This window comes from Pedobacter sp. KACC 23697 (genome assembly GCF_045348445.1).
Taxonomy (GTDB): Bacteria; Bacteroidota; Bacteroidia; order Sphingobacteriales; family Sphingobacteriaceae; genus Pedobacter.
This window is the reverse complement of record NZ_CP157485.1, coordinates 5,166,621-5,192,027: the sequence shown is the minus strand read 5'-3', so window position 1 is coordinate 5,192,027 and position 25,407 is coordinate 5,166,621. Positions and strand designations below refer to the sequence as shown.

The 25,407-nt window shown below is 38.7% G+C and carries 20 protein-coding genes and 1 tRNA gene; 4 read left to right on the top strand and 17 right to left on the bottom strand.

Annotated features, from left to right (window positions below):
- Window positions 1–2 precede the first annotated feature (2 nt).
- From ABEG20_RS21295 to ABEG20_RS21275, 5 genes are read right to left on the bottom strand one after another with little or no spacing between them, the layout of a single operon-like run.
- Window positions 3–1,691 carry a hypothetical protein gene (locus tag ABEG20_RS21295; protein WP_406825222.1) on the bottom strand — a complete coding sequence of 563 codons (1,689 nt, stop codon included), beginning with the start codon at window positions 1,689–1,691 and terminating at the stop codon, window positions 3–5.
- 12 nt (window positions 1,692–1,703) lie between these two features.
- Complete coding sequence (locus ABEG20_RS21290; protein ID WP_406825220.1) at window positions 1,704–3,035, bottom strand: DoxX family protein; 1,332 nt, start codon at window positions 3,033–3,035, stop codon at window positions 1,704–1,706.
- 17 nt (window positions 3,036–3,052) lie between these two features.
- On the bottom strand, window positions 3,053–3,982 hold the full coding sequence (locus tag ABEG20_RS21285; RefSeq protein ID WP_406825219.1) for a cyanophycinase: 930 nt from the start codon (window positions 3,980–3,982) through the stop codon (window positions 3,053–3,055).
- A 10-nt stretch (window positions 3,983–3,992) separates the two neighbouring features.
- The gene (locus ABEG20_RS21280; protein WP_406825218.1) at window positions 3,993–5,354 is read right to left on the bottom strand and encodes a RagB/SusD family nutrient uptake outer membrane protein; all 1,362 of its coding nucleotides are present in this window, start codon (window positions 5,352–5,354) and stop codon (window positions 3,993–3,995) included.
- Window positions 5,355–5,365: 11 nt separating this feature from the next.
- A complete protein-coding gene (locus tag ABEG20_RS21275) occupies window positions 5,366–8,476 on the bottom strand; it encodes a SusC/RagA family TonB-linked outer membrane protein (RefSeq protein ID WP_406825217.1) in 3,111 nt (1,036 codons plus the stop codon).
- 534 nt (window positions 8,477–9,010) lie between these two features.
- Here ABEG20_RS21275 and ABEG20_RS21270 point away from each other — a divergent pair.
- Window positions 9,011–9,271 carry a hypothetical protein gene (locus ABEG20_RS21270; protein WP_406825216.1) on the top strand — a complete coding sequence of 87 codons (261 nt, stop codon included), beginning with the start codon at window positions 9,011–9,013 and terminating at the stop codon, window positions 9,269–9,271.
- A 176-nt stretch (window positions 9,272–9,447) separates the two neighbouring features.
- Here the strand turns inward: ABEG20_RS21270 and ABEG20_RS21265 are convergent.
- Window positions 9,448–9,521, bottom strand: a tRNA-Asn gene (locus ABEG20_RS21265).
- Window positions 9,522–9,662: 141 nt separating this feature from the next.
- Here ABEG20_RS21265 and ABEG20_RS21260 point away from each other — a divergent pair.
- Window positions 9,663–10,583 carry a PfkB family carbohydrate kinase gene (locus tag ABEG20_RS21260; protein ID WP_406825215.1) on the top strand — a complete coding sequence of 307 codons (921 nt, stop codon included), beginning with the start codon at window positions 9,663–9,665 and terminating at the stop codon, window positions 10,581–10,583.
- A 139-nt stretch (window positions 10,584–10,722) separates the two neighbouring features.
- Here the strand turns inward: ABEG20_RS21260 and ABEG20_RS21255 are convergent, their stop codons facing one another.
- The 3 genes from ABEG20_RS21255 to ABEG20_RS21245 all read right to left on the bottom strand — a co-directional run bounded on the left by ABEG20_RS21255 (window position 10,723) and on the right by ABEG20_RS21245 (window position 12,908).
- Complete coding sequence (locus ABEG20_RS21255) at window positions 10,723–10,965, bottom strand: cytochrome b5 domain-containing protein (RefSeq protein ID WP_406825214.1); 243 nt, start codon at window positions 10,963–10,965, stop codon at window positions 10,723–10,725.
- A 721-nt stretch (window positions 10,966–11,686) separates the two neighbouring features.
- The gene (locus ABEG20_RS21250) at window positions 11,687–12,376 is read right to left on the bottom strand and encodes a lycopene cyclase domain-containing protein (protein ID WP_406825213.1); all 690 of its coding nucleotides are present in this window, start codon (window positions 12,374–12,376) and stop codon (window positions 11,687–11,689) included.
- Between the two features lies 1 nt (window position 12,377).
- Window positions 12,378–12,908: a hypothetical protein gene (locus tag ABEG20_RS21245; RefSeq protein ID WP_406825212.1), complete on the bottom strand. Its 531-nt coding sequence runs from the start codon at window positions 12,906–12,908 to the stop codon at window positions 12,378–12,380.
- Between the two features lie 1,091 nt (window positions 12,909–13,999).
- On the opposite strand from ABEG20_RS21245, the gene ABEG20_RS21240 reads away from it, so the two are divergent.
- Window positions 14,000–14,305: a GIY-YIG nuclease family protein gene (locus ABEG20_RS21240; protein WP_406825211.1), complete on the top strand. Its 306-nt coding sequence runs from the start codon at window positions 14,000–14,002 to the stop codon at window positions 14,303–14,305.
- Window positions 14,306–14,762: 457 nt separating this feature from the next.
- On the top strand, window positions 14,763–16,244 hold the full coding sequence (locus tag ABEG20_RS21235; RefSeq protein ID WP_406825210.1) for a phytoene desaturase family protein: 1,482 nt from the start codon (window positions 14,763–14,765) through the stop codon (window positions 16,242–16,244).
- 472 nt (window positions 16,245–16,716) lie between these two features.
- Here the strand turns inward: ABEG20_RS21235 and ABEG20_RS21230 are convergent, their stop codons facing one another.
- The 8 genes from ABEG20_RS21230 to ABEG20_RS21195 all read right to left on the bottom strand — a co-directional run bounded on the left by ABEG20_RS21230 (window position 16,717) and on the right by ABEG20_RS21195 (window position 25,371).
- Window positions 16,717–17,247 (bottom strand): RNA polymerase sigma factor, encoded by a 531-nt coding sequence (locus ABEG20_RS21230; RefSeq protein WP_406825209.1) that lies wholly within the window; start codon window positions 17,245–17,247, stop codon window positions 16,717–16,719.
- 127 nt (window positions 17,248–17,374) lie between these two features.
- Window positions 17,375–18,391: a UDP-N-acetylmuramate dehydrogenase gene (gene murB, locus ABEG20_RS21225; protein ID WP_406825208.1), complete on the bottom strand. Its 1,017-nt coding sequence runs from the start codon at window positions 18,389–18,391 to the stop codon at window positions 17,375–17,377.
- Window positions 18,392–18,463: 72 nt separating this feature from the next.
- On the bottom strand, window positions 18,464–18,796 hold the full coding sequence (locus ABEG20_RS21220) for a TlpA family protein disulfide reductase (RefSeq protein ID WP_406825207.1): 333 nt from the start codon (window positions 18,794–18,796) through the stop codon (window positions 18,464–18,466).
- Between the two features lie 12 nt (window positions 18,797–18,808).
- Entirely contained in the window at window positions 18,809–19,603 is a 795-nt protein-coding gene (locus ABEG20_RS21215) for a DUF4369 domain-containing protein (protein ID WP_406825206.1), read from the bottom strand.
- Between the two features lie 46 nt (window positions 19,604–19,649).
- Window positions 19,650–20,096: a hypothetical protein gene (locus ABEG20_RS21210; protein WP_406825205.1), complete on the bottom strand. Its 447-nt coding sequence runs from the start codon at window positions 20,094–20,096 to the stop codon at window positions 19,650–19,652.
- 300 nt (window positions 20,097–20,396) lie between these two features.
- Window positions 20,397–21,680, bottom strand: coding sequence for an HlyD family secretion protein (locus ABEG20_RS21205; protein WP_406825204.1), 1,284 nt, complete (start codon window positions 21,678–21,680; stop codon window positions 20,397–20,399).
- A gap of 10 nt (window positions 21,681–21,690) precedes the next feature.
- Window positions 21,691–23,877 (bottom strand): peptidase domain-containing ABC transporter, encoded by a 2,187-nt coding sequence (locus tag ABEG20_RS21200; RefSeq protein WP_406825203.1) that lies wholly within the window; start codon window positions 23,875–23,877, stop codon window positions 21,691–21,693.
- 6 nt (window positions 23,878–23,883) lie between these two features.
- Window positions 23,884–25,371, bottom strand: a complete 1,488-nt coding sequence (locus ABEG20_RS21195; RefSeq protein WP_406825202.1) for a TlpA family protein disulfide reductase — start codon at window positions 25,369–25,371, stop codon at window positions 23,884–23,886.
- Window positions 25,372–25,407 lie beyond the last annotated feature (36 nt).

Genomic DNA, 25,407 nt, shown 5'->3' with positions numbered 1-25,407 from the left:
CCTTAATATTTACCTGCGCTCAACGTGCTTTTTGGCAATACATACTGCCTGTCATCACGATCAAGCACCACATAAATGGAGTCTTTTCGCTCGTTAATACCTGAAAGGATAACCCTCGAACCATCAGTAGTATCGTATTTCAATACCATACGTTGGCGTTTTACTTCCCTCGGTTTTTCCTCAAATTCGCGATCCCGGCGGGTAGACCAGGCAGCTTTATCGATCATTTTATTTTCATCACCTATATGCTGCCATGCCGTTTTGCTTATCCAGTTATCTTCTTTTGGGTTTGCCTCTTTAGCCTTGTCGGCACCTTTGCGTCCGCCTCGTAAAGCCATCACATTTTTATCCTGCAGGTAAAGCACTTTATCTACGGTATCGGCATAATAGTGAAATGCTCTTTGTCCACCGGCAACACCGCTGATTTCGAAAGTACGCTGGATATCGCGCATCGGGCTACCGCCACCGTTTGAAGGATCGATAAGTACCGGACGGTTGATTTTAAAAGTAAGCGTGGTCCAGTTTTCGAAAGTGGCTTCCTGCCACCTTGTAGAATCGAGCGGATTAAACGGGATCACTTCTCCATTGATTTTAAACTCACTTACGCGGTAATTCCCCCTTAGTTTTTTAACGCCTGCGGTTGCAGGCTGTTTGTAAGGATCATATTTAAAATTGATTACCTCGGTATAGGTAAGTACACCAAAAAAGATCACAAAAGTGAGTACTTTTAAGGTAATGCGGCTGTATTTAAGCCATGGTTTTCTAAAATTGGGGTATACCCTGAACGGAACGGTATAACGTTCGAGAATGAGCAGGTTGTATAATTTAGGAAAATCATCGGCAGCAATAAACAGCCCGAGCAGCACAAAATAAAACGCGTAAACATGTACACCGCCATCATAAGCATAATTTACAAAAGTGATATCGCCCAGTGCTGCAGCTAATAAAATAGCGCCAAAAGTGCTGGTTTTACGGAAGAAAAGCATGGCACCGGCAACTATTTCGACCACGCCACCAAAAACCTGGTACCAGGGCACCACACCTACCGAAAGCCAGTATATTTTTTGAGCGGTAAAATCGCCAAAATTACTGTTGAGCAGACCCAGTGAGGGATAAGGCATCTGTGTAGGGAAAAGTTTGGTAAAACCGAAGCCAATAATGCCGATTCCGGCGCGGTAACGCACCACCACCCTGATCCAATAGTAAAGAATGTGATAAGATTTGCTTTTGCGGTCGAAAGCCGTCCAGATCAATGCACCTACAAGTGCAAATACCAGTGCAATGCCCCAATCTACATAATCGGCCAGAAAACTTCTTTTTGGTGGCAAAGCTCTAGCATTTTCTTTTTTAGTGTCAGCTTTTTCTGCTTTATTTTTCCTCGCACTGTCTTTTTTAGCAGTTTCATCGCCTGATGGCGAATCGGTAATATCTCGCGAACGCTGCCCGCCAAAAAGTGACAAAAAACTGGGCTGGAAACGGGCGATATCGTACAGATCGCGGTAATGCGGCCTCGACCAATCCAGGGTAAAAACATTTTTATACCAATTGGCCGAAAAAGGGATAGACATGGCGAGGAAGAAAATAAATAGCACACGGAAGCCAAATTTCTTTTGGCCCGACCATGGCTTTTTAGCTGCAGCCTGTTGTGCTGTTGTTTCATTTTCTATATCCTGTTGTATTATTTCAGACATAACATTAAGCTTTTATAGTTTAAGTGCTTTGCGGCGGCTAAGCTTTAATGGATATTTTTTATCGATTTTGTTCAGTACCACGTAAATCGAATCGCGGTGTTGATTGGTACCCGAAAGGATCACCGTAGCACTATCGGGGCGGCTATAACTTAACCGCAACTGTTCGCCCTTGTAGTGTGGATTTTTGTTGTCCAACAGCAAAACATGGTTTACAGAATCGATAGTATAGCTGTAATAATGTCTTCCGGCGGTACCTGCCAGTTCGTAATCGCGGTCTTTATCGTTTTTGAATACCTGTTCGTAATTTGCCGAATCAACAATTACCTTCCGATCGGAACGCACGCTGATGGTGGCCCATTTCTCGAATACCACATCTTTCCAACGAACTGAATCTGCAACAGCATAAGGCAACACACGACCATTGATCCTGAACTCACTCACATTGTAAATACCTGCAGCTTTGGCTAAACCTTTGGTTCGTGGAAACTGGTAAGGATCGTGATGAAAACCCGAATAGGTTTTAAAACCATAAAGGAAAACAAAAAAGAAAATAACCAGTATTTTAAGCACCAAACGCAGGCTTTTAATTTTCCCTACAAATTGTGGTTTAAAACTATTTGGTAATGTTGGCCGCTCGAGCGATACCAGGTTATAAATCCGCTGTGCATCAAACCAGAGTACAAAAAGCGCGAAAGTAACCAGGTAAGTGGCATATACAAATTCACCCCCTTCGTAAGCCAGATTTGATACAAATACGTTTCCGGTAAATATGAGGATAATGGCTGCCCCAATGGTGGCTGTTTTGCGGAAGAATAATAATAAACCCGCCAGGATTTCTATTGCGCCTAAAAATGCTTCGTAAGAAGGTACGATGCCCAAACTCATCGAAAATATTTTCCAGTCGGTAAAATCGCCATAACTGGTATTTAAATTACTGATAGACGGGAAAGGGGCCTGCAAAGGGAAAAATTTGATAAATCCGTAACCGATAATCCCAATGGCCAAACGGTAGCGCACCACAACCCTTAACCAGTAATAGAACTGGTCGTAATCGATATCCTTGTACTTCGATTTACCCCAGGCTACCGCGCCAATTATTGCAATTATTGCAACGATAATCCAGTTGATAAAACTATCGGCACCGGGAAGAAATTTTGCGGATAAACGCGTAAGGTTAAAAATATCGCCGTAGCTGATGTGAAACCAATTAAAACCAAAAACAATTTTAAAAAAATCGACACTTAAAGGAATAGCCTGAAGGATAAAAAAGAGGAAAAAGAACCTGAATATCAGCTTTTCCCTATCCATCCATACAGGTGGCGATGCTATGTTGGTATTACTCATTGCTTTATTTTTTAAGGTTATTGATCGTCGTGTGCCTTACCCGATTTGCGCGGTTCTTTAATTACCTGCCTTTTGGCCAAATCATATCTCTGCCCAGCGCCAAGGAAGAAAAACGGACCATTCGAAGCCGTAAAATCTTCGCGGTTATTTACCACATGTTTTTCGCCATTGTTGATGATGGTATTGTAATCGTAAATGGCCACAAAAGAATGTCCGAGTACCTGGAGGGTATCGCGCTGCACCAAAATGGCTGTTGCTTCGTTTAAACCAATGCCGATAAAATCAGGCGCCTTGCGGATAAAATCAACCAGATCGAACTGGCGGTTACGCACCAACAAATGCTGATCGATGGCCGAATATTTAAGAAATCCCAAACCCTGCGTATGGTCGCCCACTAAAATCTGTGCACCCTGGGTATCGCCCCTCCATAAAAAAGAACCGATGATACTCGCCCCTGCCGAGCTGCCTGCAATTACACCTCCCCTATTCAGCACATCAATAAATGCCTGATGGGTAAGGGTATTGAGGTACGAATCGGCAATGCGCCACTGGCGGCCACCCTCAAAATAAACTGCGGTTGCATTTTTTAAAGGGGCGATAAACTTTTCACTATTGGCTTCCTTAAAATCGCTGGTATGGAAAAGGGTTACGTTTTTGATACCTGTTTGGCGTTTTACCTCTTCTACCCCTTTTTTATCATAAGCTGCCGAATCGCCTGATGCGGTAGTAACCACTACCAATACGGCTTTATCTTTGCCTCTGGCCAGTTCGGTAAATTTCTCCCAGATATCGCGTTGTGAACCCACATTACCCCCAATAATCAACAGACTGCCTTTTTCGGGACCGTGTCTGGTATCAGATTTTTTCACGGTAATGGGCGACGATTGGGCTAAGGCCGAGTAACCGAATGCGGCTAGGGCCAAAAGAAAAATGCTTAGTTTTTTCATGATCATTTTTTTAATAACCAGGGTTACGGTTTCCTCCTGCCAATTGCGGATCAACCAATGTTTCGTTATAAGGAATCGGGAAAAGATACAGGTGTTTATCTGGCAGGCCCAGCACAGCCTGTGCACGGTCTGTACGTACCAGGTTAAACCAGCGGTCGGCTTCGAAAGGGAATTCTACCTGTCGTTCTTTTTCGAGTGCTAATAAAATCTCATTTAAGGTAGCCGCAGTAGTTACACCAAGTCCGGCACGGCCACGCACCAAATTTAAATCGGTTTGTGCACTGTTTGTACCAGTCAGGTTGCCTTGTTGTGCCCTTGCTTCAGAACGGATGAGGTATAATTCGGAAACACGGATCACATAAGCCGGATCGGTACCTAATGGATTACGGTAATATAATTTGCCATACCATAAATTACCCGGAGGCGCGGTTTGTGCAATTAAAGTATTGCGGTTACCGCCAATTGCCGGGTTATTTAACAAAGCAACCAAAGCATCATTCGGCGACCACTCTCTACGTCCGCCCAAAGCCGGTGGCAACCACCAGTTGCTGTGTCCGTTGGTATTAGATGTGGTATAGGCCAGTTCGAGTACCGATTCGTTTGTGGTTACGGCATTATTGGCAAAAAATGCACTGTAAGGTGCTACAAGCGAATAATTTGCATTGTCGTTAATTACTGACGTTGCAAATTGCTCGGCCAGCGCCCAGTTTTTTTGGTAGAGATAAAACCTTGCTTTTAACGCTTGTACTGTGCGCAGGCTTACACGGTTACGGTTTAGTGCTGTTGGCACCAAAGTTTCGGCAGCGTTTAAATCTTTTAGCACCTGCGCATAAGTATCAGCCAAACTACTGCGTGGAATACCACTGTTATCTGATGAGTTATTGGTTGCTTTTAAAATCAGCTGTACACCACCCCAACCACGTGCCAAATCGAAATAGGCTAGTGCACGTACGAAATAAGCTTCACCGAGGTATTGATTTTTCAACGTTGTGGTAAGCAGCGGATCATTAACAGTGGGTACCTTATCAATGATATAATTGGCCTGAGATATAGTTTTGTAAATGGCCGTCCATGCCGATTGCACATAACCATTGGTAGCAGAAGTAAGGTGTTTGGTAATTTCATTGGGATCAGATTGTGAACCCGACCATTGTATATCTCCGGCCGATAAATAAGAAAGCGCCGGAAAGTTTGAGCCGTAATAACTGTTGGCCGCCAGCAGGTTAAATAAACCATTTGCTGCAGTGGCCGCAGTACCGGCATTAATGATGGCCTGATCCTGATCTACCTGCAACTGGGGCTGTACCTCCAGAAACTTTTTGCAGGAAGTGAACAGGATAATGACTGCGAATATGTATATAACTTTTTTCATGATTATTCGGTTTAAAAAGTAATGTTTGCACCTATCTGGAAAGTACGTGGCACAGGTGGTGTACCTAGATCGTAACCGAGTACGGTAGCCGATGATGACACATTGATCTCCGGATCCGGACCTTTATATTTAGTCCATAACCAAAGGTTTGAACCGCTTGCATAGATTCTTACCGAATTCATCCTGGCTTTTTTGACAAATTCTTTAGGCAGGTTATAACCGAGGGTTACATTGCTCAGGCGAAGGAAAGATCCGTCTTCAATGTTGCGGCTGGTTGGGCTTAAAGTATAATTCTGTCCGTAAGCGGTTAACCTTGGCATATTGGTAATATCGCCGGGTTTCTGCCAGCGGTCTAACTGGTACACATCCATCGCCCTGTTGGCATCGCGGGTACCCCCCCCTTCAAGAAAATAGTTGTTATTGTTATACACCTTGTTGCCATAAACGAAGTTGAAAAACACCGATAAATCGAAACCTTTATAGCTGAGGTTATTGGTTAAACCACCATTAAATTTAGGTAATGCATTACCTACCGGAACAATATCGTTCGCGTTGATTACGCCATTTTTGTCAGCATCTTCGTACACGGCATTTCCGGTCTGTGGATCAACATAAAGCTGATTGTACACAAAGAAAGTATACATGGATAAACCCTGCACCATGCGTTCGGCGGCATAAGCAGCTACCACAGGTGTAGGCAATTTTTCTATTTTATTGATATTGCGCGAAATATTGAAAGTGGTGCTCCATTTAAATGCACCATCGAGGTTAACACTGCTGATGTTCAGTTCCAGTCCTTTATTGCTCATTTCGCCGGCATTGGTGAGGATAGAAGAAAATCCTTTACTCGAAGCCAGCGGCAGATTAAGCAGCAGGTTGCTGGTGTATTTATCGTAAACATCACCGCTTAAAGTCAAACGGTCTTTAAAAAAACTTAAATCGAAACCGATATTGGCCTGACGGGTGCTTTCCCATTTCAGATCGGGATTAGCCAATTGCGATGGCACCGTACCCGGATTGTTCTGATAATTGGCTCCAGCACCCCATAAACCACGCGAAGCAAAATCGTTGATTCCGTTCTGGTTTCCGGTTACGCCGATACTTCCGCGGAGTTTTAAATCGGAAATTACAGCAACATCTTTTAAGAAGTTTTCCTGTTTAACACGCCATGCCAAACCTGCCGAGGGGAAATATCCCCATTGATGGTTGGCACCAAAACGCGAAGAACCATCGGCACGAATACTGAATACAGCATAGTATTTCCTACCGTAATTATAATTTAAGCGGGCGAAAAATGAAGATAATCTATATTGCGTTTCCGAAGCTGATGAAGTTGTTGTAGCTGCAGATGCGATCTGCTGAAACGAATCGTTCGGAAAATTGGTCCCCTGTGCTAAAGTTTGGTTGGAAATCGATCCCTGTAACGAATTACCGATTAAAGCACCAAAAGTATGTTTGCCGGTAACATGATTATAATTCAAGGTTTGTTCGTTCGTCCAGATGGTATTATTACTTACGCTAGAAGTGCCTAAGTTTTTGTTTGCGATACCCAGGTTAGTTAAACTGTTCCAGTATTGAAACTCGTTATACTGGTTATAATCAACACTCCAGCTGGTTTTAAAGGTTAAATCTTTGGTAATATTTACCTCGCCATACAAGTTACTGATCAACCTGTTACTGGTGCTGTTCATGTTGGTATTATTGAGCAACACATCAAGGTTATCAAAACCGGCCCATTTACCAGGTGTTCCGTCGGCATTAAACTCCGGGAGATAGGTTGGTGTATGGAGGGCCGATTGTAAAATCCCACCCTGCGGACCATCGCCTACACGTGCGTTGGTGCGGTAAGTTTGCGTGAGGATATTACTTGTTCCGATTTTTACGTAATCGTTTATTTTCTGATCGAGGTTCAGTTTAAAACTCCCCCTTCTAAAATCGTTTGTTTTAAGGGTAGCTTCCTGTTTGTTTAAACCACCGCCGATATAATAAGTGGTTTTATCATTACCACCCGAAACAGAAATATCGTAATTCTGCAAAAGCCCGGTGCGGAAAGCTTTACTTAAACGGTCGTAAGTATTTTGGTCCTGTGGCAAACCACGTGGAGCGGGTGAAGCAGTAGGGTTATCGCTTAATGCCCTAAAAGGCTGAAATCTGTAGGTAATTGCAGGACTTGTTCCGTTTGCGGCAGCAATGGCGATGGCATCGGCGTTTGAATTGCGGTAAAATTCGTTGATCAGTTCGGCATGTTGCGGCCCTGTTACCAGATCCCATAATTTAGGTACTTTTGCCACGCCTACATAAGCACTTAAACTTACTTTTGGTGCAGTGTTGTATTTACCGCGTTTGGTGGTAATCACAATTACCCCATTGGCTGCACGGGCACCGTAAATGGCCGTTGCATCTGCATCTTTTAAAACGGTAACACTTTCAATATCATCCGGACTAATATCGGATAACGGGTTATTGGCCTGCCCTTGTGTAGTAATGCGCTGTAATGATCCGCTGTTTACATAAACGCCATCAATTACGTACAAAGGGTCGTTACTGGCATTGATAGAAGTTGTACCACGGATGCGGATAAACATCCCATCGCCCGGCACACCGGTAGAAGTGCTTACCTGCAAACCCGGTGCTTTACCCTGCAACTGCTCGGCAAAAGTAGCGGTTGGTTTGGCCCTTACTTCATCTACTGCGATGGTAGAAACCGAGCCCGTTAACGATTTTCTCGTCTGGGTGCCATAGCCTACCACTACTACATCATTTAGCTGACTGTTTACTTCTTTTAACCTGATGGTTGTAGGGCTGGTACTCACCACAATTTCCTTGGTTTCGTAACCTACAGAACTCAGGATCAAAGTGTACGGCAGTTTCTGGCCGGTTACAAATGTAAACTTTCCATCACCATCGGTCGAAACGACGTGTGTAACGCCTTTAATGCGAACTACAACACCGGGTAAAGGCTGTTTGGTTAAAGAATCGATTACCGTACCTGCCAGTTTGGAGTTAATGAGCGGCGGTGGTTCAACCTGGGCAAAAATTTTAAAGGGTATGGCCGGCACAGTTAGGAGCAAAACGAGACAAGCCAGTAAGAATTGTTTTTTCTTATGGAGAAATATTTCCATATTTAACGGGTTTTATATTAATGATTCAATTCATTGGATAAAGCTGTATGGGTATCAGTGCGTGATTGGCGTTACAGAACTGATATTCCGTGATAACCGGCGAGGCTTCCTTGCCGGTTCTTTTTTGGCAATAATTTTAACACATATTTAAGGGAAATTGGTGGTCAGGTTTTTAGGGTACCATACGTTAATCTATAGCTTTTGGGAAAAATCGAAATCAACAACAGCACATATTCCCATGGAAAAAGATATTTAAAACAGCGCGTTTAAGATTAATTTCAGCGGTAGAGGATGTTTGGCGTATTATTGTTGCATTCATGATCAGCGCAAACATATTGATAAATATTTAATCTACAAAATCCATAGATTAACTATTTATAATGTTACACGAGTTATATGGTTGAATGTGAGGGGATCTGATGTGTCAGACCTCGCCGTTTTTCGAAACCTGCAAGGTCTAAACTGTCTTTAAGTCCTCGTTTGTAACCATGGAAACATGGCATTAACAGAAATTAGATACCATATTTTAGGAGAATGGACAAGCATTGCACCAGAAGTATTAAAAATCAAGATGGTTCCATTAAACCATTTTACCTGAAACGGAACTTTAAATACCGACCAAACGACAAATTCGAACTCGAAATTATTAAGTCCATAAATCCATTCGGCAAAACACCATTATCCAAAATCTGGCTTAACAGGCATATGGTATGGCAGGGAGAACATCCTATTGCAGCCGATGCCCAAAAAGTAAAGGTTATTGCCGATCCAGGCTATCAGCTAATCAGAAAGTAAAATTTATGCCACCCATAAATCCATAACTCCCGTTGTGGATTTGGAGCTCCTTCTGTTAGGCTCGAACCAGCAACCCTCTGATTAATCCCGACATACGGGACTATAACCGGGTGAGTTAAGAGGCCGTAAAAAAAGTCTTAAATGCAAAAAACCCACAATTTTCATTGTGGGTTTAGCTCCTTCTGCTGGGCTCGAACCAGCGACCCTCTGATTAACAGTCAGATGCTCTAACCGGCTGAGCTAAGAAGGAATCCGGCTATCCAAAAAACAGCTTGTTTAAACTTTTCAGCAAACACACGCTTGTTCGTTTTGGGAATGCAATATTAGGGCTTTTAAATTATTTATGCAATATTTGCAGTGAAAAATTTTAAAAAAAATTTAATACATATATATGAGCCTGATAATCATAGGTACTGTAGCTTTTGATGCTATTGAAACTCCCTTCGGAAAAACAGATAAAATTGTTGGTGGTGCTGCAACTTACGCCAGTTTAGCCGCTTCTTACTTTTATAATAAAGCAAAAATTGTAGCTGTGGTGGGTGATGACTTCCATCAATCAGACATCGACACCTTCACCAAACATGGTATTGATACCGAAGGACTACAGATTAAAGCTGGTGAAAAATCGTTTTTCTGGTCGGGCAAATACCATAACGACATGAATAGCCGCGACACCTTAATTACGGAGTTGAATGTGCTGGAAAATTTCGACCCGATTATCCCAGAGAGCTATCAGGACTGCGAATACCTGATGCTGGGCAACCTAACTCCCCAGGTGCAGCAAACGGTCATTAAACGCCTTAAAAACCGCCCAAAATTAATCGTGATGGATACGATGAACTTTTGGATGGATATCATGATGGATGATTTATTGGAAACCATTAAAATGGTAGATGTATTAACCATTAATGATGCCGAGGCACGTCAGCTTTCGGGCGAATATTCACTGGTAAAAGCTGCGAAGAAAATCCTTGCTATGGGTCCAAAATACCTGATCATTAAAAAAGGTGAGCATGGCGCACTGTTATTCCATGAAGATCAGATTTTCTCTGCTCCTGCCTTACCTTTGGCAGAAGTCTTCGACCCGACAGGTGCCGGCGATACATTTGCAGGAGGCTTTATCGGTTATTTGGCTAAGGTGGGCACCATCAACTTCAACAACATGAAAAATGCAATTATTTATGGCTCTGCACTGGCTTCTTTCTGTGTAGAGAAGTTTGGAACAGAAAAGTTATTGAATTTAACCGATGAAGAAGTTGCCGCAAGGATTCAAGAATTTGTGAACTTAAGTTCTTTTACAATAGAAGCTTAAACAATTCACAGTTTTCAATAAGCAGCTACCAGTTGCATAACGCAGATAAATTAAGCCGCAGATTTTAAGACCAATTTCTTATAAACTGCGGTTTTTTATTGGGTAAAATCCTTAAACAGAAAAATTTGGCTTACTAAAATTAATTTGGTTTAGCGAGTATGGCTATCGGGACAAACTTTTCAAAAACAGCTTCAGTGTGAGGTGCATCTGGCAGTTCGTCAGTTAGGTCCTGCCCGGCCCAGTGCTCGTAATGTTTCCCGTTCTTCCACAATCTGCTATCCGTCATATCATAAATCAAACCTTTATAAGCTACCCAGATTTGGGGCTTATCCTGTCCGTTCCGCAAAGCAAGTTGTTGTTTGGTATAACTTGGTAAATCCATTGGGTTAATTTCGCGCTGAAGATAAAGAAAAGATTTTTAACCCTATCTTAAGATGGTATAAAACAGGGCTAAACTTTTGTGGAGCGCGCAGCTTGTACATAACAATACGTTTCTTCCCGCTTTACGTTTGTACGCTTCGCTGCCTCGTACCTCGTTGCTGCAGGGTACCACTCCAACCGGGGCCAGGTGGCGGGAGACAGTGTTTCATATTTAGGGTTGGCAAGGCGCAGAAATATGTTTCGTGATGACACGAACCATCGCGGAGGCAAAGATCAATGAAAAGTCTCAGTCTGAGCAGAGTTGAAAACCTTTACACTAATATTTATAAATCAATCTTCATATTCTGGAGCGCAATGCTTGTACAAATCAATAAGTGTGTTCCCGCTTTACACTTATACGCTTCGCTGCCTCGTACCTCGTTGCTGCAGGGTATCGCTTCAACCGGGGCTAGTTGGCCAAAACAGCATTTAATTTTCGGGGTTGGCAGGGTGCAGAAACCATTGTTAATAAACCCGATCCGATAGCTATCGGATGCAATGGAAAGCCCGGAGCGCAGCGAGAACTTGAAATGAAAAGCGGGGCTGCAAACCACCAAGAATTACTGAACGCTAATTTCTCAATATCCAACCATATGAGAAATATAAGATACATATGAGCTTATTTACTACAATATCTTATATGGTAAAATCAGCTGATTTCTCCTGGTGATGAATGTTGAATCTTATGCATGCTTTTTAACAGCCCTGCTTTTAAAAACCTCATAAAGGTAGATATTCATCAGCAACAGCCCCATCAGATAAAAATGATCTTCAAAAGGTATGGTCCCAACCCTAAAACCTATATTTTCTTTATTATTGTACATCACTACCGGAATAGCTGTTAAAAAACCATTTACAATATAGAAAGGAATAAGCGAAACCAGGTAAGCCCTGTAAAATTTGTACATCAACCTAAACTCCACATTTACATATTCTACATAGGCCAGCACGATGAATAAAAAGCCAAAGTTGATCAGCGTATACCACCTGTTATAACCAAAAAATAAAATGGCCACACAAAGCCCCAGAAACAGATTACTTAACGCAAGGCTATATTTTTGCAGCTCATTTTTTGGAAAATAGGCATTTAAACATTCGTAAATAAAAATACAGGCATACGGAACAGTTAAAAAGAATAAAATCTCTTCCAAAGGCAAGCCAAGAAGATTTACGCCGATGATGTAACGAGGATTAAAAGACCATACATTGAGCTTGGTAAATAAGATATCCCAAATTAAAAATACAATACCGGTAAGCAATATGGCGGGAAATACAAACTTCCATTTGCTAAAAAAATGAACCTTTTTATCGAATGATAAAACCAGCGGAAAAAAAATTACGGCAATATTAATAAGTAAATAGATATAATTCATTCTAAAGATGTTTTGTCAAAATTTTAACTTCAGCAGAACTGCATTTTTTACTGTCGATCATAAATTTAGCTACATTTTTAACCAGTTCGCGATCGGCAAGACCAAAGTTTTCATTTTGGTAATGTTTTACAATCTCTTTTTTATCCTGGGCCAAATCCTTACTGAAACCGAGAAAGGAAGGTGTATAAAATTCGATTGAAAAACGCATAAAACGTATTTCCATATTTTCCTTATCCATATCTATTGCCTTTTGCATGGTTTTTAGCGATCGGCTTACATATTTGATCTTATTGTATGGATTCCAGGAGTGTTTGGCTTTGAGTGCTTCCAAAGTACCCAGGTAACCCATAACCAATGCTGTTTTATTAGGCAGTTTATTCAGTCTGGCAAATAAAGAATCGGTGAGTTTAGCATTTTCTACTGCTTTAACCATATTGGTTTTCAATAGCGCAATTTCCTGGGTAGAGAGTTGTGCGTAGGTAATGTTGCTTGCTGCAAACAGCAGAAAAAAGATAATACGTAGTTTAATCATATGTTGTTGGCAAATGTAAGAAAAGCTTGGCGTATTTGTTTGCGCTGTATTTCTGGGTATAATGAAGGATTTTCGATAAAAAACACCCCCACTAAACTAATGCTATCGAAAATACAACTGATAAAAAGATTCTTCATTGCATTCAGAATGACAAATCCCCCAAATGTCATCCTGAGCACAGCGAAGGATCTTTAACACAAGAAAACATTGAAACTAAATTACCCACATTAAAAAAAGCAGTTAAACTGGAGAAAAAGATTCTTCATTGTATTCAGAATGACAAATCCCCGCAATGTCATCCTGAGCCCAGCGAAGGATCTTTAACACAAGAAAACATTAAAACTAAATTATCCACATTAAAAAAAGCAGTTAACTGGAGAAAAAGATTCTTCATTACATTCAGAATGACAAATCCCCGCAATGTCATCCTGAGCCCAGCGAAGGATCTTTAACACAAGAAAACATTGAAACTAAATTACCCACATTAAAAAAAGCAGTTAAACTGAAGAAAAAGATTCTTCATTGCATTCAGAATGACAAATCCCCGCAATGTCATCCTGAGCCCAGCGAAGGATCTTAACACAAAAAAACATTGAAACTAAATTACCCACATTAAAAAAAGCAGTTAAACTGAAGAAAAAGATTCTTCATTGCATTCAGAATGACAAATCCCCGCAATGTCATCCTGAGCCCAGCGAAAGATCCTTAACACAAGAAAACATTAAAACTAAATTGCCCACATTAAAAAAAAGCAGTTAAACTGAAGAAAAAGATTCTTCATTGTATTCAGAATGACAAATCCCCGCAATGTCATCCTGAGCCCAGCGAAGGATCTTTAATACAAGAAAACATTGAAACTAAATTAACCCACATTTAAAAAAAGCAGTTAAACTGAAGAAAAAGATTCTTCATTGTATTCAGAATGACAAATCCCCGCAATGTCATCCTGAGCCCAGCGAAGGATCTTTAATACAAGAAAACATTGAAACTAAATTAACCCACATTTAAAAAAAGCAGTTAAACTGAAGAAAAAGATTCTTCATTGCATTCAGAATAACAAACTTCGATTTAATAAAAAATATTTATTTTTAATGATGAATCATAATTACTTCGTCTACATCTTAACCAATAAGAATAAAACTGTAGTTTATACTGGAGTAACAAATGACCTAGAGATAAGGCTGAGGCAACACAAAGAGAACAAAGAAAATAAATTTGCTTTTACAAAAAAATACAATTGCTATTACTTAGTCTATTTTGAAAGATTTGAATACATTGAATATGCTATTGAACGTGAAAAAGAAATAAAGGGTTGGACAAGGGACAAGAAGAATGCATTAATTGAATTGAAAAATGAAAACTGGGATTTCCTTAACGATTTAATTGCTGAAGAATAGCACAGAATATCTTCCTTGTTTTTACTGTCATCCTGAGCATAGCGAAGGATCTCTAGATGGCAAAACCAAATCTGCAACCCACTGATCAATCAAGCTGGCAAAAAAAGATCTAAGCGAAAGATTCTTCATCGCATTCAGAATGACAAATCCCCTCAATGTCGTCCTGAGCGCAGCGAAGGATCTTTAAAATAGTAACACTACACTTCCAACTAATGATTAATGAAGCGGGTAAAATACATCACGCGAAAGATTCTTCATTGCATTCAGAATGACAAATCCCCGCAATGTCATCCTGAGCACAGCGAAGGATCTTAACACAAGAAAACATTAAAACTAAATTATCCACATTGAAAAAAGCAGTTAAACTGGAGAAAAAGATTATTAATTACATTCAGAATGACAGGAGCAGAATAAGAAAAACCAAAACAAAACGCAATAAAATTCCTTTATTTACACCATGGAGAAAAAACCCACGGTTACCATTATCGGCGCCGGTTTTGCAGGCATGGCTGCAGCAGCTTTATTGGCCAAAGATGGCTGTGATGTTACGGTTATCGAAAAAAACGAAATGGCCGGCGGCAGGGCCAGAACCTGGCAAAAAGATGGCTTTCTTTTCGATATGGGCCCAAGCTGGTACTGGATGCCAGATGTTTTCGAAAATTATTACAACCTATTTGGCAAAACTACTGCTGATTTCTATTCATTAAAAAGACTAAGTCCCTCATACCGCATTTATTTTGGCAAAGAAGATACTATCGACGTTCCGGCAACATTGGAAGAGTTATATGCTTTATTTGAAAAACTTGAACCGGGAAGCAGCACCAACCTAAAATATTTTCTCGATCAGGCCAAGTATAAATATGATGTAGGCATGAACGAGTATGTTTTTAAGCCCTCGCACAGCATAATGGAATATTTCGACCCCAGGTTAGCCATTAGCGGCATTAAACTACAGCTATTGGGCAACATGCGAAAACATGTGCACAAGCTGTTTAAAAATGAGCGGCTGCGGAAACTCTTGGAATTCCCTGTTTTATTTTTAGGTGCTACGCCACAAAACACACCCGCGTTATACAGCCTGATGAACTACGCAGACCTCGTTCTGGGTACATGGTACCCACTAGGTGGCATGCACCAGATTGTGGCCGCTATGCAAAACATTGCAGAAAGCGAAGGGGTAAAATTTATTTTCGACACGGAAGTAACCAAAATTGAAGTAAAAAACAACCTCGCAGAGTATGTAATTACTGATCAGGGAAATTTTAAAAGCGACTTTGTGGTGGGCAATGCAGATTATCACCACATCGATCAACATCTTTTTGATCCACCCTACCGTAATTACGATAAAAAGTATTGGGATAAAAGAACAATGGCACCCTCCTGCCTTTTATTTTATATCGGCTTAAATAAAAAACTGGAGAATATATTACATCACAACTTATTCTTTGATGAGAATTTCGATCAACATGCTGAAGAAATATACAGTAACCCACAATGGCCATCAAAGCCTTTGTTTTATGCCTGCTGCCCTTCTGTAACTGACGAAAGCGTAGCACCTGAAGGTTGTGAGAATCTTTTCTTTTTAATTCCGCTTGCACCTGACCTGGAAGATAACGAAAGCAAAAGAGAAAAATACTTTAAGGTATTGATCGAGCGCTTTAAAAATTTGACGGGAAACGACATTAGCAGCAGCATTTTATTTAAACGTAGTTATGCCATGAAAGATTTTGTGGAAGATTATCATGCCTTTAAAGGAAATGCATACGGATTAGCAAACACGTTGAAACAGACCGCTTTTCTAAAACCCAAGATGAAAAGTAAAGTAACAAATTTTTTATATACCGGACAGTTAACCGTTCCAGGGCCTGGCGTACCACCTGCCATCATCTCCGGACAAGTGGTAGCAAAAGAAATAAAAAAAAAGTTAAAAAAAGCTTGACAAATTTAAAATTTCCCTTATCTTTATAACCACAAAACAAAAACACTGCAATAATAACATAAAACACATAATTGTTTGAGGTTTGCATTTGTTTCGAAATAAGAGAGAAGGCGAATTGTTGAAAGAAAAAATAAGAATCAACTAACCAAATATATGATAAGCAAAAAGGCCTGGATTTTCCGGGCCTTTTGCTTTTTAGGTATTTTTGAAAACTATGCCAAGTTTAAGCATGATTTCAACTGAAACCTAGTTTCGACATTAAGTCGGGAAAGAGATCTTGGAACCAAGATCTGGCATCAGGTTTAAAAAATTTCTCCAAGAAGGTAGAAATGGCGATACTTTGAAACTAATAATCTTTTGTAAATCCTCCTGTTTATTTGATATAAAATCCACCCTAAACAGCAAGCCTCTTGAGAAGTCAAAAAAAAAGGCCCAGATAAATCTGAGCCCGTAGTTTTATGATGGATGTATTTTAAACCAATTCTGTATTGGCAATCTCTTTTGAGTAAGTTTTAAGGTATTTTTTTAGAATTCCTCTTGCCACATGGATACGCGTTTTTACTGTTCCAATTGGAATTTCTAACATATCAGCAATTTCGTGGTATTTATAACCTTCAAAATAGCGGATAAATGGCACATAATACTCTTCAGGTAATTGAGATAATGCTTTATCAATATCGCCTAACACAAATTTACTTTCCGCATTGTTTTTAGTGGCGCTGTATGATAGGTTAGCAGAAGAAATATCTTCACTCTGTGTAATTAAAGTATTTGTTTTAACCAATCGGCGATAATTGTTAATAAAGGTATTTTTCATGATGGTAAACAACCATCCTTTTAAATTCGTACCCTCTTTAAACTTGTTGTAATAAGTGATCGCTTTCAGCATAGTATCCTGAACCAAATCATTTGCGTCTTCTGCGTCTTTTGTAAAATTTAAAGCATAAGATCTAAGTGATACCGAGTGATGATTAACCAGATGATTGAATTCAAATTTTGTCATGATATTTAGCTTTAGGAGATTAAAAACAAATCAATTATTGTTCATTCGCTAAAACTCAAACAAACTTAATACCAAAATTTTCTGGCATGGCGTCAAAAGTGCATAACTACTTCATAGTCAGCTTTCGTCACAGAATATTTACTTCTCTTTCTAAAGTGACTCCAAAAGTAGACTTCACACTGTCTATTATTTGTTCAGAAAAATTATACACTTCTGTACCGGTTGCTTGTCCGTGGTTAACTAAAACCAATGCCTGGTTTTTCCATGTACCTGTTTGCCCAACCACTTTACCTTTCCAGCCACATTGCTCAATTAACCAGCCAGCGGCTAATTTAATTTTATCATCAGCTGTAGGATAATGCACCACATCGGGGTGCTCTGCTACAATATCTACAAATTCATGTTTTTCGATGACCGGATTTTTGAAGAAGCTACCAGCATTTCCTATAGTCGATGGATCAGGCAGTTTGCTTACGCGAATGTGCGATACAGCCGCAGAAACATCTGCAATGTCTGGGTTTTCGATTCCCCTGTTGAGTAGCTCTGTTTCAATTGCGCCGTAAGAAGTATTGATTTTAGCTTCTGATGATAAACGGAAAGTAACAGATGTGATAATAAACTGTCCTCTCAACGCTCCTTTGAAAATACTTTCGCGGTAGCCAAAATGACAATCATTATAGGTAAAGGTCTTAATTTCTCCTGTTTTAATTTCAAATGCCGTGCAGCTTTCAAAAACATCTTTCAACTCTACCCCATACGCACCAATATTCTGTATAGGCGATGCACCCACCGTGCCCGGAATCAGGCTTAAATTCTCTACACCTGCAAAATGATGCTTAACACAATAGTTAACAAAATCGTTCCAAACCTCACCCGCACCCGCAGTTACCAAAACGCGATCATCCATTACTTTAGATTGAATGCCTTTGATGCTGATTTTAACAACTAAACCGTCATAATCCTCCGTAAATAAAACATTACTCCCACCGCCTATCACCAGAAGCTTCTGAGATTTTACGATGCTGCTTTTAAATAAACCGGCCAGATCTGCTTCTGAAAATACTTCAGCGAAATAGCCGGCTTTAACATCTATACCAAATGAGTTATATGGTTTTAGCGAAATATTTTCCTGGATTTGAAGCATAATGATTTTGTATATGCTGCAAAAGTAAAATAAAAAGACTTCATATTAATAATTGATTGGCTGTACACCATACTATTCAAAGATTTCTGCCAGTTTATATTTTAAGTTAATATGAAAATCGTTACCCTCGCCAACATAACGGCCAACAATTTTGCCTTCTTTATCTATTAAAATGAATGTTGGATAAGTCTTAACACCAAATTGCAGTACCAGATTATCACCTTTAGGACTTTTGCTCGCATCATTCAATAGAATGTGTTTCCATAAACCAGTCCGGTCATCTACAATTGCTTTTTGCCAAAGTTTACGATCATTGTCAGTGGCAATACTTAAAATTTCAAGTCCTTTACTTTCATATTTTTTATACATTTTAATCATATCAGGACTCAATGCTCTACAATGCACACACCAGGTTCCCTAAAAATCTAACAGTACATATTTTTTAGACTTAAATCCGGCAAGGCTGATTGTTTTTCCATTGGCCAGCTTCGCAGAAAAATCGGGAGCTGGTTGCGCTATTTTACTTGTTTCTTCGTAAGATAGTTTTTTATAAATGAATCTTCCCAGTGCACTATTTAATACTGGCTCTGAAAAACTCCGGTAATAAAACCGAACAGAATCTTTAGGTAAAGATCTGCTTAACGAACTTAACAGATACGGGCCTAGGTAAGAATTTGGATTATTTCTAACAAAATCCAAACTATTTTTTTCTACTACTTTAAATAGTCTTGATCTTTCTGCATAATTTATACTAAGATTAGCTTTCAGTGAATCAGAACTCCCCTTTTCCTTAATCGCTTTATTCAAACCATCAATCTTGTCTTTTATTTGATCAGATTCCTCTTTAAGCCTAATCTTATCCCAATCTGACTGGGTTTGTGATCCAAGAAGTTTTGCTTTAAAAAATTGCTCATTAATTACAGTTATCTGCAAGTTAGTGGGTTCTAAAAATACACGGACTGATTCAGGCCCATCAAAAACATTTGTCTGCCCATGTTTCAACCAGGCCAGGCTGGGTTCTTTTAAATAACCGCGAAACTCAAAAGAACCATTTTTAACGAATGCGGAGTCTTTGACCTCACAATATTCAAGGGTAATTTTTTCACCATCTTTTAAATCGGTTTTTCCCGACAAATTAAATATTGAAGCATCATTTTGAGCAAAGCAGTTTGAACTTAACAGTGCAAAAATTAAAGCGAAACGCATTTTCATGAGAGGAACGATTGAAATTAGGTCAACACATTACTAAAGTTAATATTTATTCTACCACCTTCGTAATTCCCTGATCGAATTTGAAACTCAACTCTTCAGACTTTCCATCTTTTAATTTGACTCCCGAAAGTTTCCATCCGATAAATTTTGGTTTGATTTTCTTTAGATCCAAAAGTCGATATCTTTCTTTAGTAAGTTTAGCACTAATCAACCCTACACTGTCCGACTCCGCCTGACTCAAATGTTCAATCTGGCTTTCTAACTCAGCTAAGGTAACATCTAACTCCTCTCCCTTTTTTAAACTATCGACATAAGCCTGTGGCGAAATATTGTACAAACTATCCAGTATCGCTCCATCAAAATCCAAATCCCGGTTACTGGTTTCGTATTTCGATTCTACAAGCGCAATAGCGCGGTCTTTATCAGTCTTTTTTCCACAGGACATCATAACAAATAACGGCAAAAGCACAAAGAAACAGTAAGTTTTTCTCATGTTGTAGTTTTATAAAAAGAGCAAGCACCCTGCCAAAAAATGCATGAAGATAAGACAAAAGCCTTTTCCTTCATTTTTTAATGGCTTCATTAATCTTCGTTTTAACTGTCCTTCCTTCATCAGGATATTGACTAACTCCGCTGAGGCGAACTTAAGGATTTTGCTGCCAATAAGCCTACAACAGGAAAACAAAGCAAAAACAAGTTTTCATCAGTTTATATAAAACTGTTAAAACAATTTTTTAGTTTAAAACATCAATTTCATGATTTATCCTGTACAGAAGGAAGCCTAGAAATGACCCTACTGCGTATGCATCATCTTCGTTATATTTCTGAAAAACCTCTGCAAAAGTGAACTTTCTTCAGTAATAATTTCGGCATCAGCGAGCATACCATTTTTTAATATAATTTTCCGGTTTGGATCTTTATTTTCAAACTGTTCAAAACTTACTTTGGCAATAAAAACACTATCTCTGTAAGCCACATCAGATATAAAAGTTAAACGACCTCTAACCATGCCAAACTGCTCGAAAGGGTAACTTTTTAATTTTACAAGCGTACGCTCTCCTTTGTGTATTTTACCCATATTATATTGCGGAATCTGAACTTCACCAAAAAAGTTGGTATTGCCTGGATTTACAATAAATACCTCCTGATTGGCTGCAATATTCTGATTTTGCTGAACAATTCCGGCAAAACTCAATTTTCCGGACACTGGTGCTCTTAAAATATATTGCAGTATCCAGGCATCACTTTCATTTATACATTGATTTAGCGCTTGGAGAAATTTAGCCTGCTCTTCCGAAATGGTGTGTTTTAGATCGAGCAAATCCTTCTGCTTGGCGCTAAAACTACTGGTGTTATTCAATAGTGATGTTTCAGTTTGTTTTAGAGGGTATTTTGCTGCAAGGTATTTATTTTCCTGCTGAACAAATTCACTTCTAGAGATGACTTTATTTTTGTACAACTTTTGATAAGCCTTATACTCTTCTTCCTGATTGGTATATTCCTGTTGCTGAATATTTCTTTGTTCTATAATTTGTGTTTTTAAAACATTAATATCTTTTAAATCTTTTTCGAGGAATGCCATTTTGTTCAAATAATATCCATTCCTCAAAGTAGACTGATATTGCAGGTATTGCTGATAAAAAGTTTGGTATGTAGTCTGTAATTCTCCAAGACTAAAACCAGTGGGCAAAACAGATGTAACGAGTTCATTTTTCAATACCCGATCTCTAAACTGTTTTAAATCCTTATTTATTTTTATAATATCATTAGGATTCGCCGTGCTCTCAAAATAAGCCAACAACTGGTTCTCCATCACCATTTGTCCATCTTTCACCAGCAAAGCAGTAAGTTTCCCATTCTGTTTTGCCAGCACTGGCTTTGGCGAATTTAAACTGTTTACTCTCAAGCTTGTTTTAACAATATCCGGATATTCTATTAATGCCGAAAGCAATACAATAGCACCTAATATTATAAAAATCAAGGTAATACCCCATCTTAAAATCCAGGAGGGCACAGCCGTTATAATTTCCTGAACTTCGTCACTATTTATTTCGAGATCTATCCTTTCGTGTGGCATCTACTATAAATTAATTACCCAATTCTAATTGATTTTTTACCAATTCATAATACTCACCTTTTTGTTTTGTTAATGCTGCGTGGGTACCTTGCTCTATAATCATTCCTTTATCCAAAACAATAATATTATCAGCATTTTTAACCGTACTTAACCTGTGCGCAACCACCACGACTGTTCTTCCTTTAAAAAAGCTTTCGAGATTTTCCATAATTACTTTTTCGTTATTGGCATCAAGTGCATTTGTGGCCTCATCAAAAAAAATGTACGCTGGGTTTTTATAAACCGAACGGGCAATCAATATCCGTTGACGCTGTCCCTGACTTATACCATTACCCTCTGCACCGATTTTAGTATTTAAGCCCAAAGGAAGGCTTTCAACAAATTCAGTAATATTTGCCACCTGTAAGGCATGTTTCAATTTTGTTATATCAGGATATTCATCTCCAACTGCAATATTTTTTGCAATACTATCTGAAAAAATAAAACCATCCTGCATCACAACGCCGCATAATCCACGCCAGTACCTATAGCTGATCTGATTCAAATAACCATTACCAACCTTTATTTCTCCTCTTTGTGGCTCGTAAAAGCGTAATAACAACTTTAATATCGTGGTTTTACCACTACCGCTCATTCCAACAATGGCGGTTGTTTTTCCTTCAGGGATATATAAATTAATATTTGATAGCACGGGTTCATTACCTGCACCAGGGTAAGTAAACGATAGGTTATGCAGACCAATACTCTTATCGAAAGGAAGCTCCTTGGTAAAAGATCTGTCTAAAGGTTCTTCATCTTCTATTTCGCGGATTTCGTTTAAGCGTTCAAGAGATATTTTTGCATCTTGCAGTTGCTGAATAAAACCTAACAACTGCTCTATAGGGCTGTTAAGCTGTCCTATAATGTATTGAACGGCCATCATTGCTCCCAGGGTTAATTGGCCATCAATAACAGATTTCGCAACCAAAAAAGTGATCAGAATATTTTTGCCTTCATTAATTAAAAATGTACCTGCCTGCTGGTATTGCCCCAGGGCTAAGCTTTTAACATTAAACCTGAAAAGATTTGCCTGTATCCGCTCCCATTCCCATCTTTTTTGCTGCTCGCAATTATTTAATTTAATTTCCTGCATCCCCGTAATTAGTTGCACAACTGCACTTTGGTTTTGTGAAGAAATATCAAATCGTTTAAAATCAAGTTCGCGTCTTTTTTTCAGGAAGAAAATGATCCATAAGCTATATAATGCTGTGCTTACGATAAAAATAATGAATATGGTGGTGTTGTAATACGCCAATACTATTGCAAAAATGACCAGGTTAACCATGGAGAAAATAACACTCAGAGTAGGGCCGGTTAAAAAAGTTTCGATCCTCTTCTGATCATTCATGCGCTGCATAATATCTCCCGTCATCTTCGTATCGAAATACGACAACGGAAGTTTCATCAACTTGATGAGAAAATCGGTTAAAATAGAAATATTGATCCTTGTACTGATATGCAATAATATCCATGATCGGATAAACTCTACACTGATCCGACCTACAATAAGCATCGCCTGCGCTATCAGTATAATGTATATAAAATTAAGATTCCTGGTGTTAATCCCTATATCCACAATAGATTGGGTAAGAAAGGGCAAAATCAATTGAAGAAGACTACCTACACCCAGCCCTACAAATAACTGAACCACCAGAGATTTATACTGATAGAGGTATTTTAACAGGTACGAAAAATCCATCCCGCGAACCTTGTCTCCTTCCATACCATAAAAATCAGGGCTGGGCATCAGCATCAAAACCACACCCTGCCGTTCCTGTTCTCCAACCATACTTAACCAGTTCAAAAGAAATTCCTTTTCGGTATACACCATAAGGTGTTTAGCCGGATCTGCTATATAATATTTATTTTTCTTAATCTTATACAGCACCACAAAATGATTTTGATTCCAGTGCAAAATCACCGGAAGATCTGTTTCTTTGAGCTGATCTAAACTCACTTTAGCTCCCGTGGTTCGTAAACCAATTTTTTCGGCAGCTTCACTAATACCTAAAAGGGATACCCCTTCTTTATTGATTCCTGAAATTTCGCGTAACTTCTGCAGACTGAAATTTTTACCATGGTACTTGGCAATCATTCGCAAACACGAAGGACCACAGTCCATTATATCTGGTTGTTTATAAAATGGGAAAACTTTCAACGCTTATTATTTGATATAACTGTTTATTAACTTCTTGATTTCTTCACTTGAAGGCCCTGGAGCATTTTTGTCTATCATTACACTATTTTTACCATAAAGCACATATCTTGGTATTACACTTAATGCTATTTGCTTTAAAAATTTAGAGTTGTCCTGATTTAATATTTGGTAATTATTATATCTTAACCCCTCTATGCCAGAAGCCTCTTCCCATTTAAGTCTGTCTTTATCAATTGATAAATATAAAAAGAGGACTGATTTATTTTGAAATTCTTTTTTTAAGCTTAACGATTTTGGCATTACTTCCCTGCAGGGCGCACACCAGCTAGCCCAAAAATCTATATACACGACCTTATCTTTTGCTTCATTTAACACCTGGCGAAGTGTTGTTTCTTTACCATCAATACCATATAAAATAAGATCTTCGACCGCCTGTGTTTTATCGTTTATAATTCCTGATAATGTCTGTTTAAGACTCGCATCTAATTTTGGGTCATTATAAAGATTATTAAAATCAATGTACCGCTTTTTAATTTCTATAGCCGATTCATCATATTCCATCATCTTTTCAAGACTTAAATACCTGGCATACTTCAACAGATCGCCTTTCAGAAAATTTGGCGCATAATCATAAGCTTCTTTAAAATTTATATATTCTTTCGATCTTGAATAATCCGCTTTCTGGAGAATTACTTTCCTCTTTAAAAAAGGAATCAATATTTTATTGCAGTATGGATTATTTATCAGATCATTATTAATAAAAGTCTGGGAGTTTAAACTATCTGCAACGCTTTTTGAATTTGAAAGATTAAACAATAGTGATAATTTTTCATAATAATCGGCATTAATTTTATATTTTAAAAATGTAATTAAGCGCTGAGAATTATCACCTGAACTACTTAATGTACTTATCTTATAATTGTAGTCTTTATAGAGCAAGGAGAGCAACTGCGAGAATGCTGTAGCTTTAGCAACAAATGCGGGTCTATTTACCTTAAGCGGATAGGTTTGAAATTTTGAAAATTCGCTGTAGCCTTTTAAGGCTGGCAATTTTGTATTGATTGAATAAAACAACCTACTTAACGAATCTATTTTAAAGGTAATGGATTTTCTTGAATCACCAGGAGTAAAAAACTTATTTTCCTGATGCGTGCTAATATTTACAGCCTTAATCGATGTGGCAGTTGCGTGAATTTTAACAGTGTCGTTATTGGCAACAAGAACGGTATCGGCATAAGCGTCTTTGTGGCTTAGGTATACATACATATAACCGTTACCCTTAAAAATTATGGTATCATTTATTTTATGAGATTTAATCTCATAATTTTGGATGTTATGATAATATTGTTCGGTACGGATTAATAATGGATTATTTGTTTCGTTTTTGATTATGAAAATAACCCCAGTACTTTTTTTATCTTCTTGAGATTTACAAGCACTATTTAATAGAAAAATCAGATTTAAAACAAAAAGCAAATACTTAGGAAATTTCATTGATTGATTAATTGATTTGAAATGAAAAAATTGGCC

What these genes read in the sequence shown, in the direction of transcription:
- ABEG20_RS21240 (WP_406825211.1), top strand. Translation starts at nt 14,000, where the DNA reads ATGATGAATCATAATTACTTCGTCTACATCTTAACCAATAAGAATAAA.
- murB (WP_406825208.1), bottom strand. Translation starts at nt 18,391, where the DNA reads ATGCTTCAAATCCAGGAAAATATTTCGCTAAAACCATATAACTCATTT.
- ABEG20_RS21250 (WP_406825213.1), bottom strand. Translation starts at nt 12,376, where the DNA reads ATGAATTATATCTATTTACTTATTAATATTGCCGTAATTTTTTTTCCG.
- ABEG20_RS21215 (WP_406825206.1), bottom strand. Translation starts at nt 19,603, where the DNA reads ATGAAAATGCGTTTCGCTTTAATTTTTGCACTGTTAAGTTCAAACTGC.
- ABEG20_RS21280 (WP_406825218.1), bottom strand. Translation starts at nt 5,354, where the DNA reads ATGAAAAAAGTTATATACATATTCGCAGTCATTATCCTGTTCACTTCC.
- ABEG20_RS21285 (WP_406825219.1), bottom strand. Translation starts at nt 3,982, where the DNA reads ATGAAAAAACTAAGCATTTTTCTTTTGGCCCTAGCCGCATTCGGTTAC.
- ABEG20_RS21210 (WP_406825205.1), bottom strand. Translation starts at nt 20,096, where the DNA reads ATGAGAAAAACTTACTGTTTCTTTGTGCTTTTGCCGTTATTTGTTATG.
- ABEG20_RS21275 (WP_406825217.1), bottom strand. Translation starts at nt 8,476, where the DNA reads ATGGAAATATTTCTCCATAAGAAAAAACAATTCTTACTGGCTTGTCTC.
- ABEG20_RS21260 (WP_406825215.1), top strand. Translation starts at nt 9,663, where the DNA reads ATGAGCCTGATAATCATAGGTACTGTAGCTTTTGATGCTATTGAAACT.
- ABEG20_RS21255 (WP_406825214.1), bottom strand. Translation starts at nt 10,965, where the DNA reads ATGGATTTACCAAGTTATACCAAACAACAACTTGCTTTGCGGAACGGA.
- ABEG20_RS21235 (WP_406825210.1), top strand. Translation starts at nt 14,763, where the DNA reads ATGGAGAAAAAACCCACGGTTACCATTATCGGCGCCGGTTTTGCAGGC.
- ABEG20_RS21195 (WP_406825202.1), bottom strand. Translation starts at nt 25,371, where the DNA reads ATGAAATTTCCTAAGTATTTGCTTTTTGTTTTAAATCTGATTTTTCTA.
- ABEG20_RS21270 (WP_406825216.1), top strand. Translation starts at nt 9,011, where the DNA reads ATGGACAAGCATTGCACCAGAAGTATTAAAAATCAAGATGGTTCCATT.
- ABEG20_RS21245 (WP_406825212.1), bottom strand. Translation starts at nt 12,908, where the DNA reads ATGATTAAACTACGTATTATCTTTTTTCTGCTGTTTGCAGCAAGCAAC.
- ABEG20_RS21290 (WP_406825220.1), bottom strand. Translation starts at nt 3,035, where the DNA reads ATGAGTAATACCAACATAGCATCGCCACCTGTATGGATGGATAGGGAA.
- ABEG20_RS21230 (WP_406825209.1), bottom strand. Translation starts at nt 17,247, where the DNA reads ATGACAAAATTTGAATTCAATCATCTGGTTAATCATCACTCGGTATCA.
- ABEG20_RS21295 (WP_406825222.1), bottom strand. Translation starts at nt 1,691, where the DNA reads ATGTCTGAAATAATACAACAGGATATAGAAAATGAAACAACAGCACAA.
- ABEG20_RS21205 (WP_406825204.1), bottom strand. Translation starts at nt 21,680, where the DNA reads ATGCCACACGAAAGGATAGATCTCGAAATAAATAGTGACGAAGTTCAG.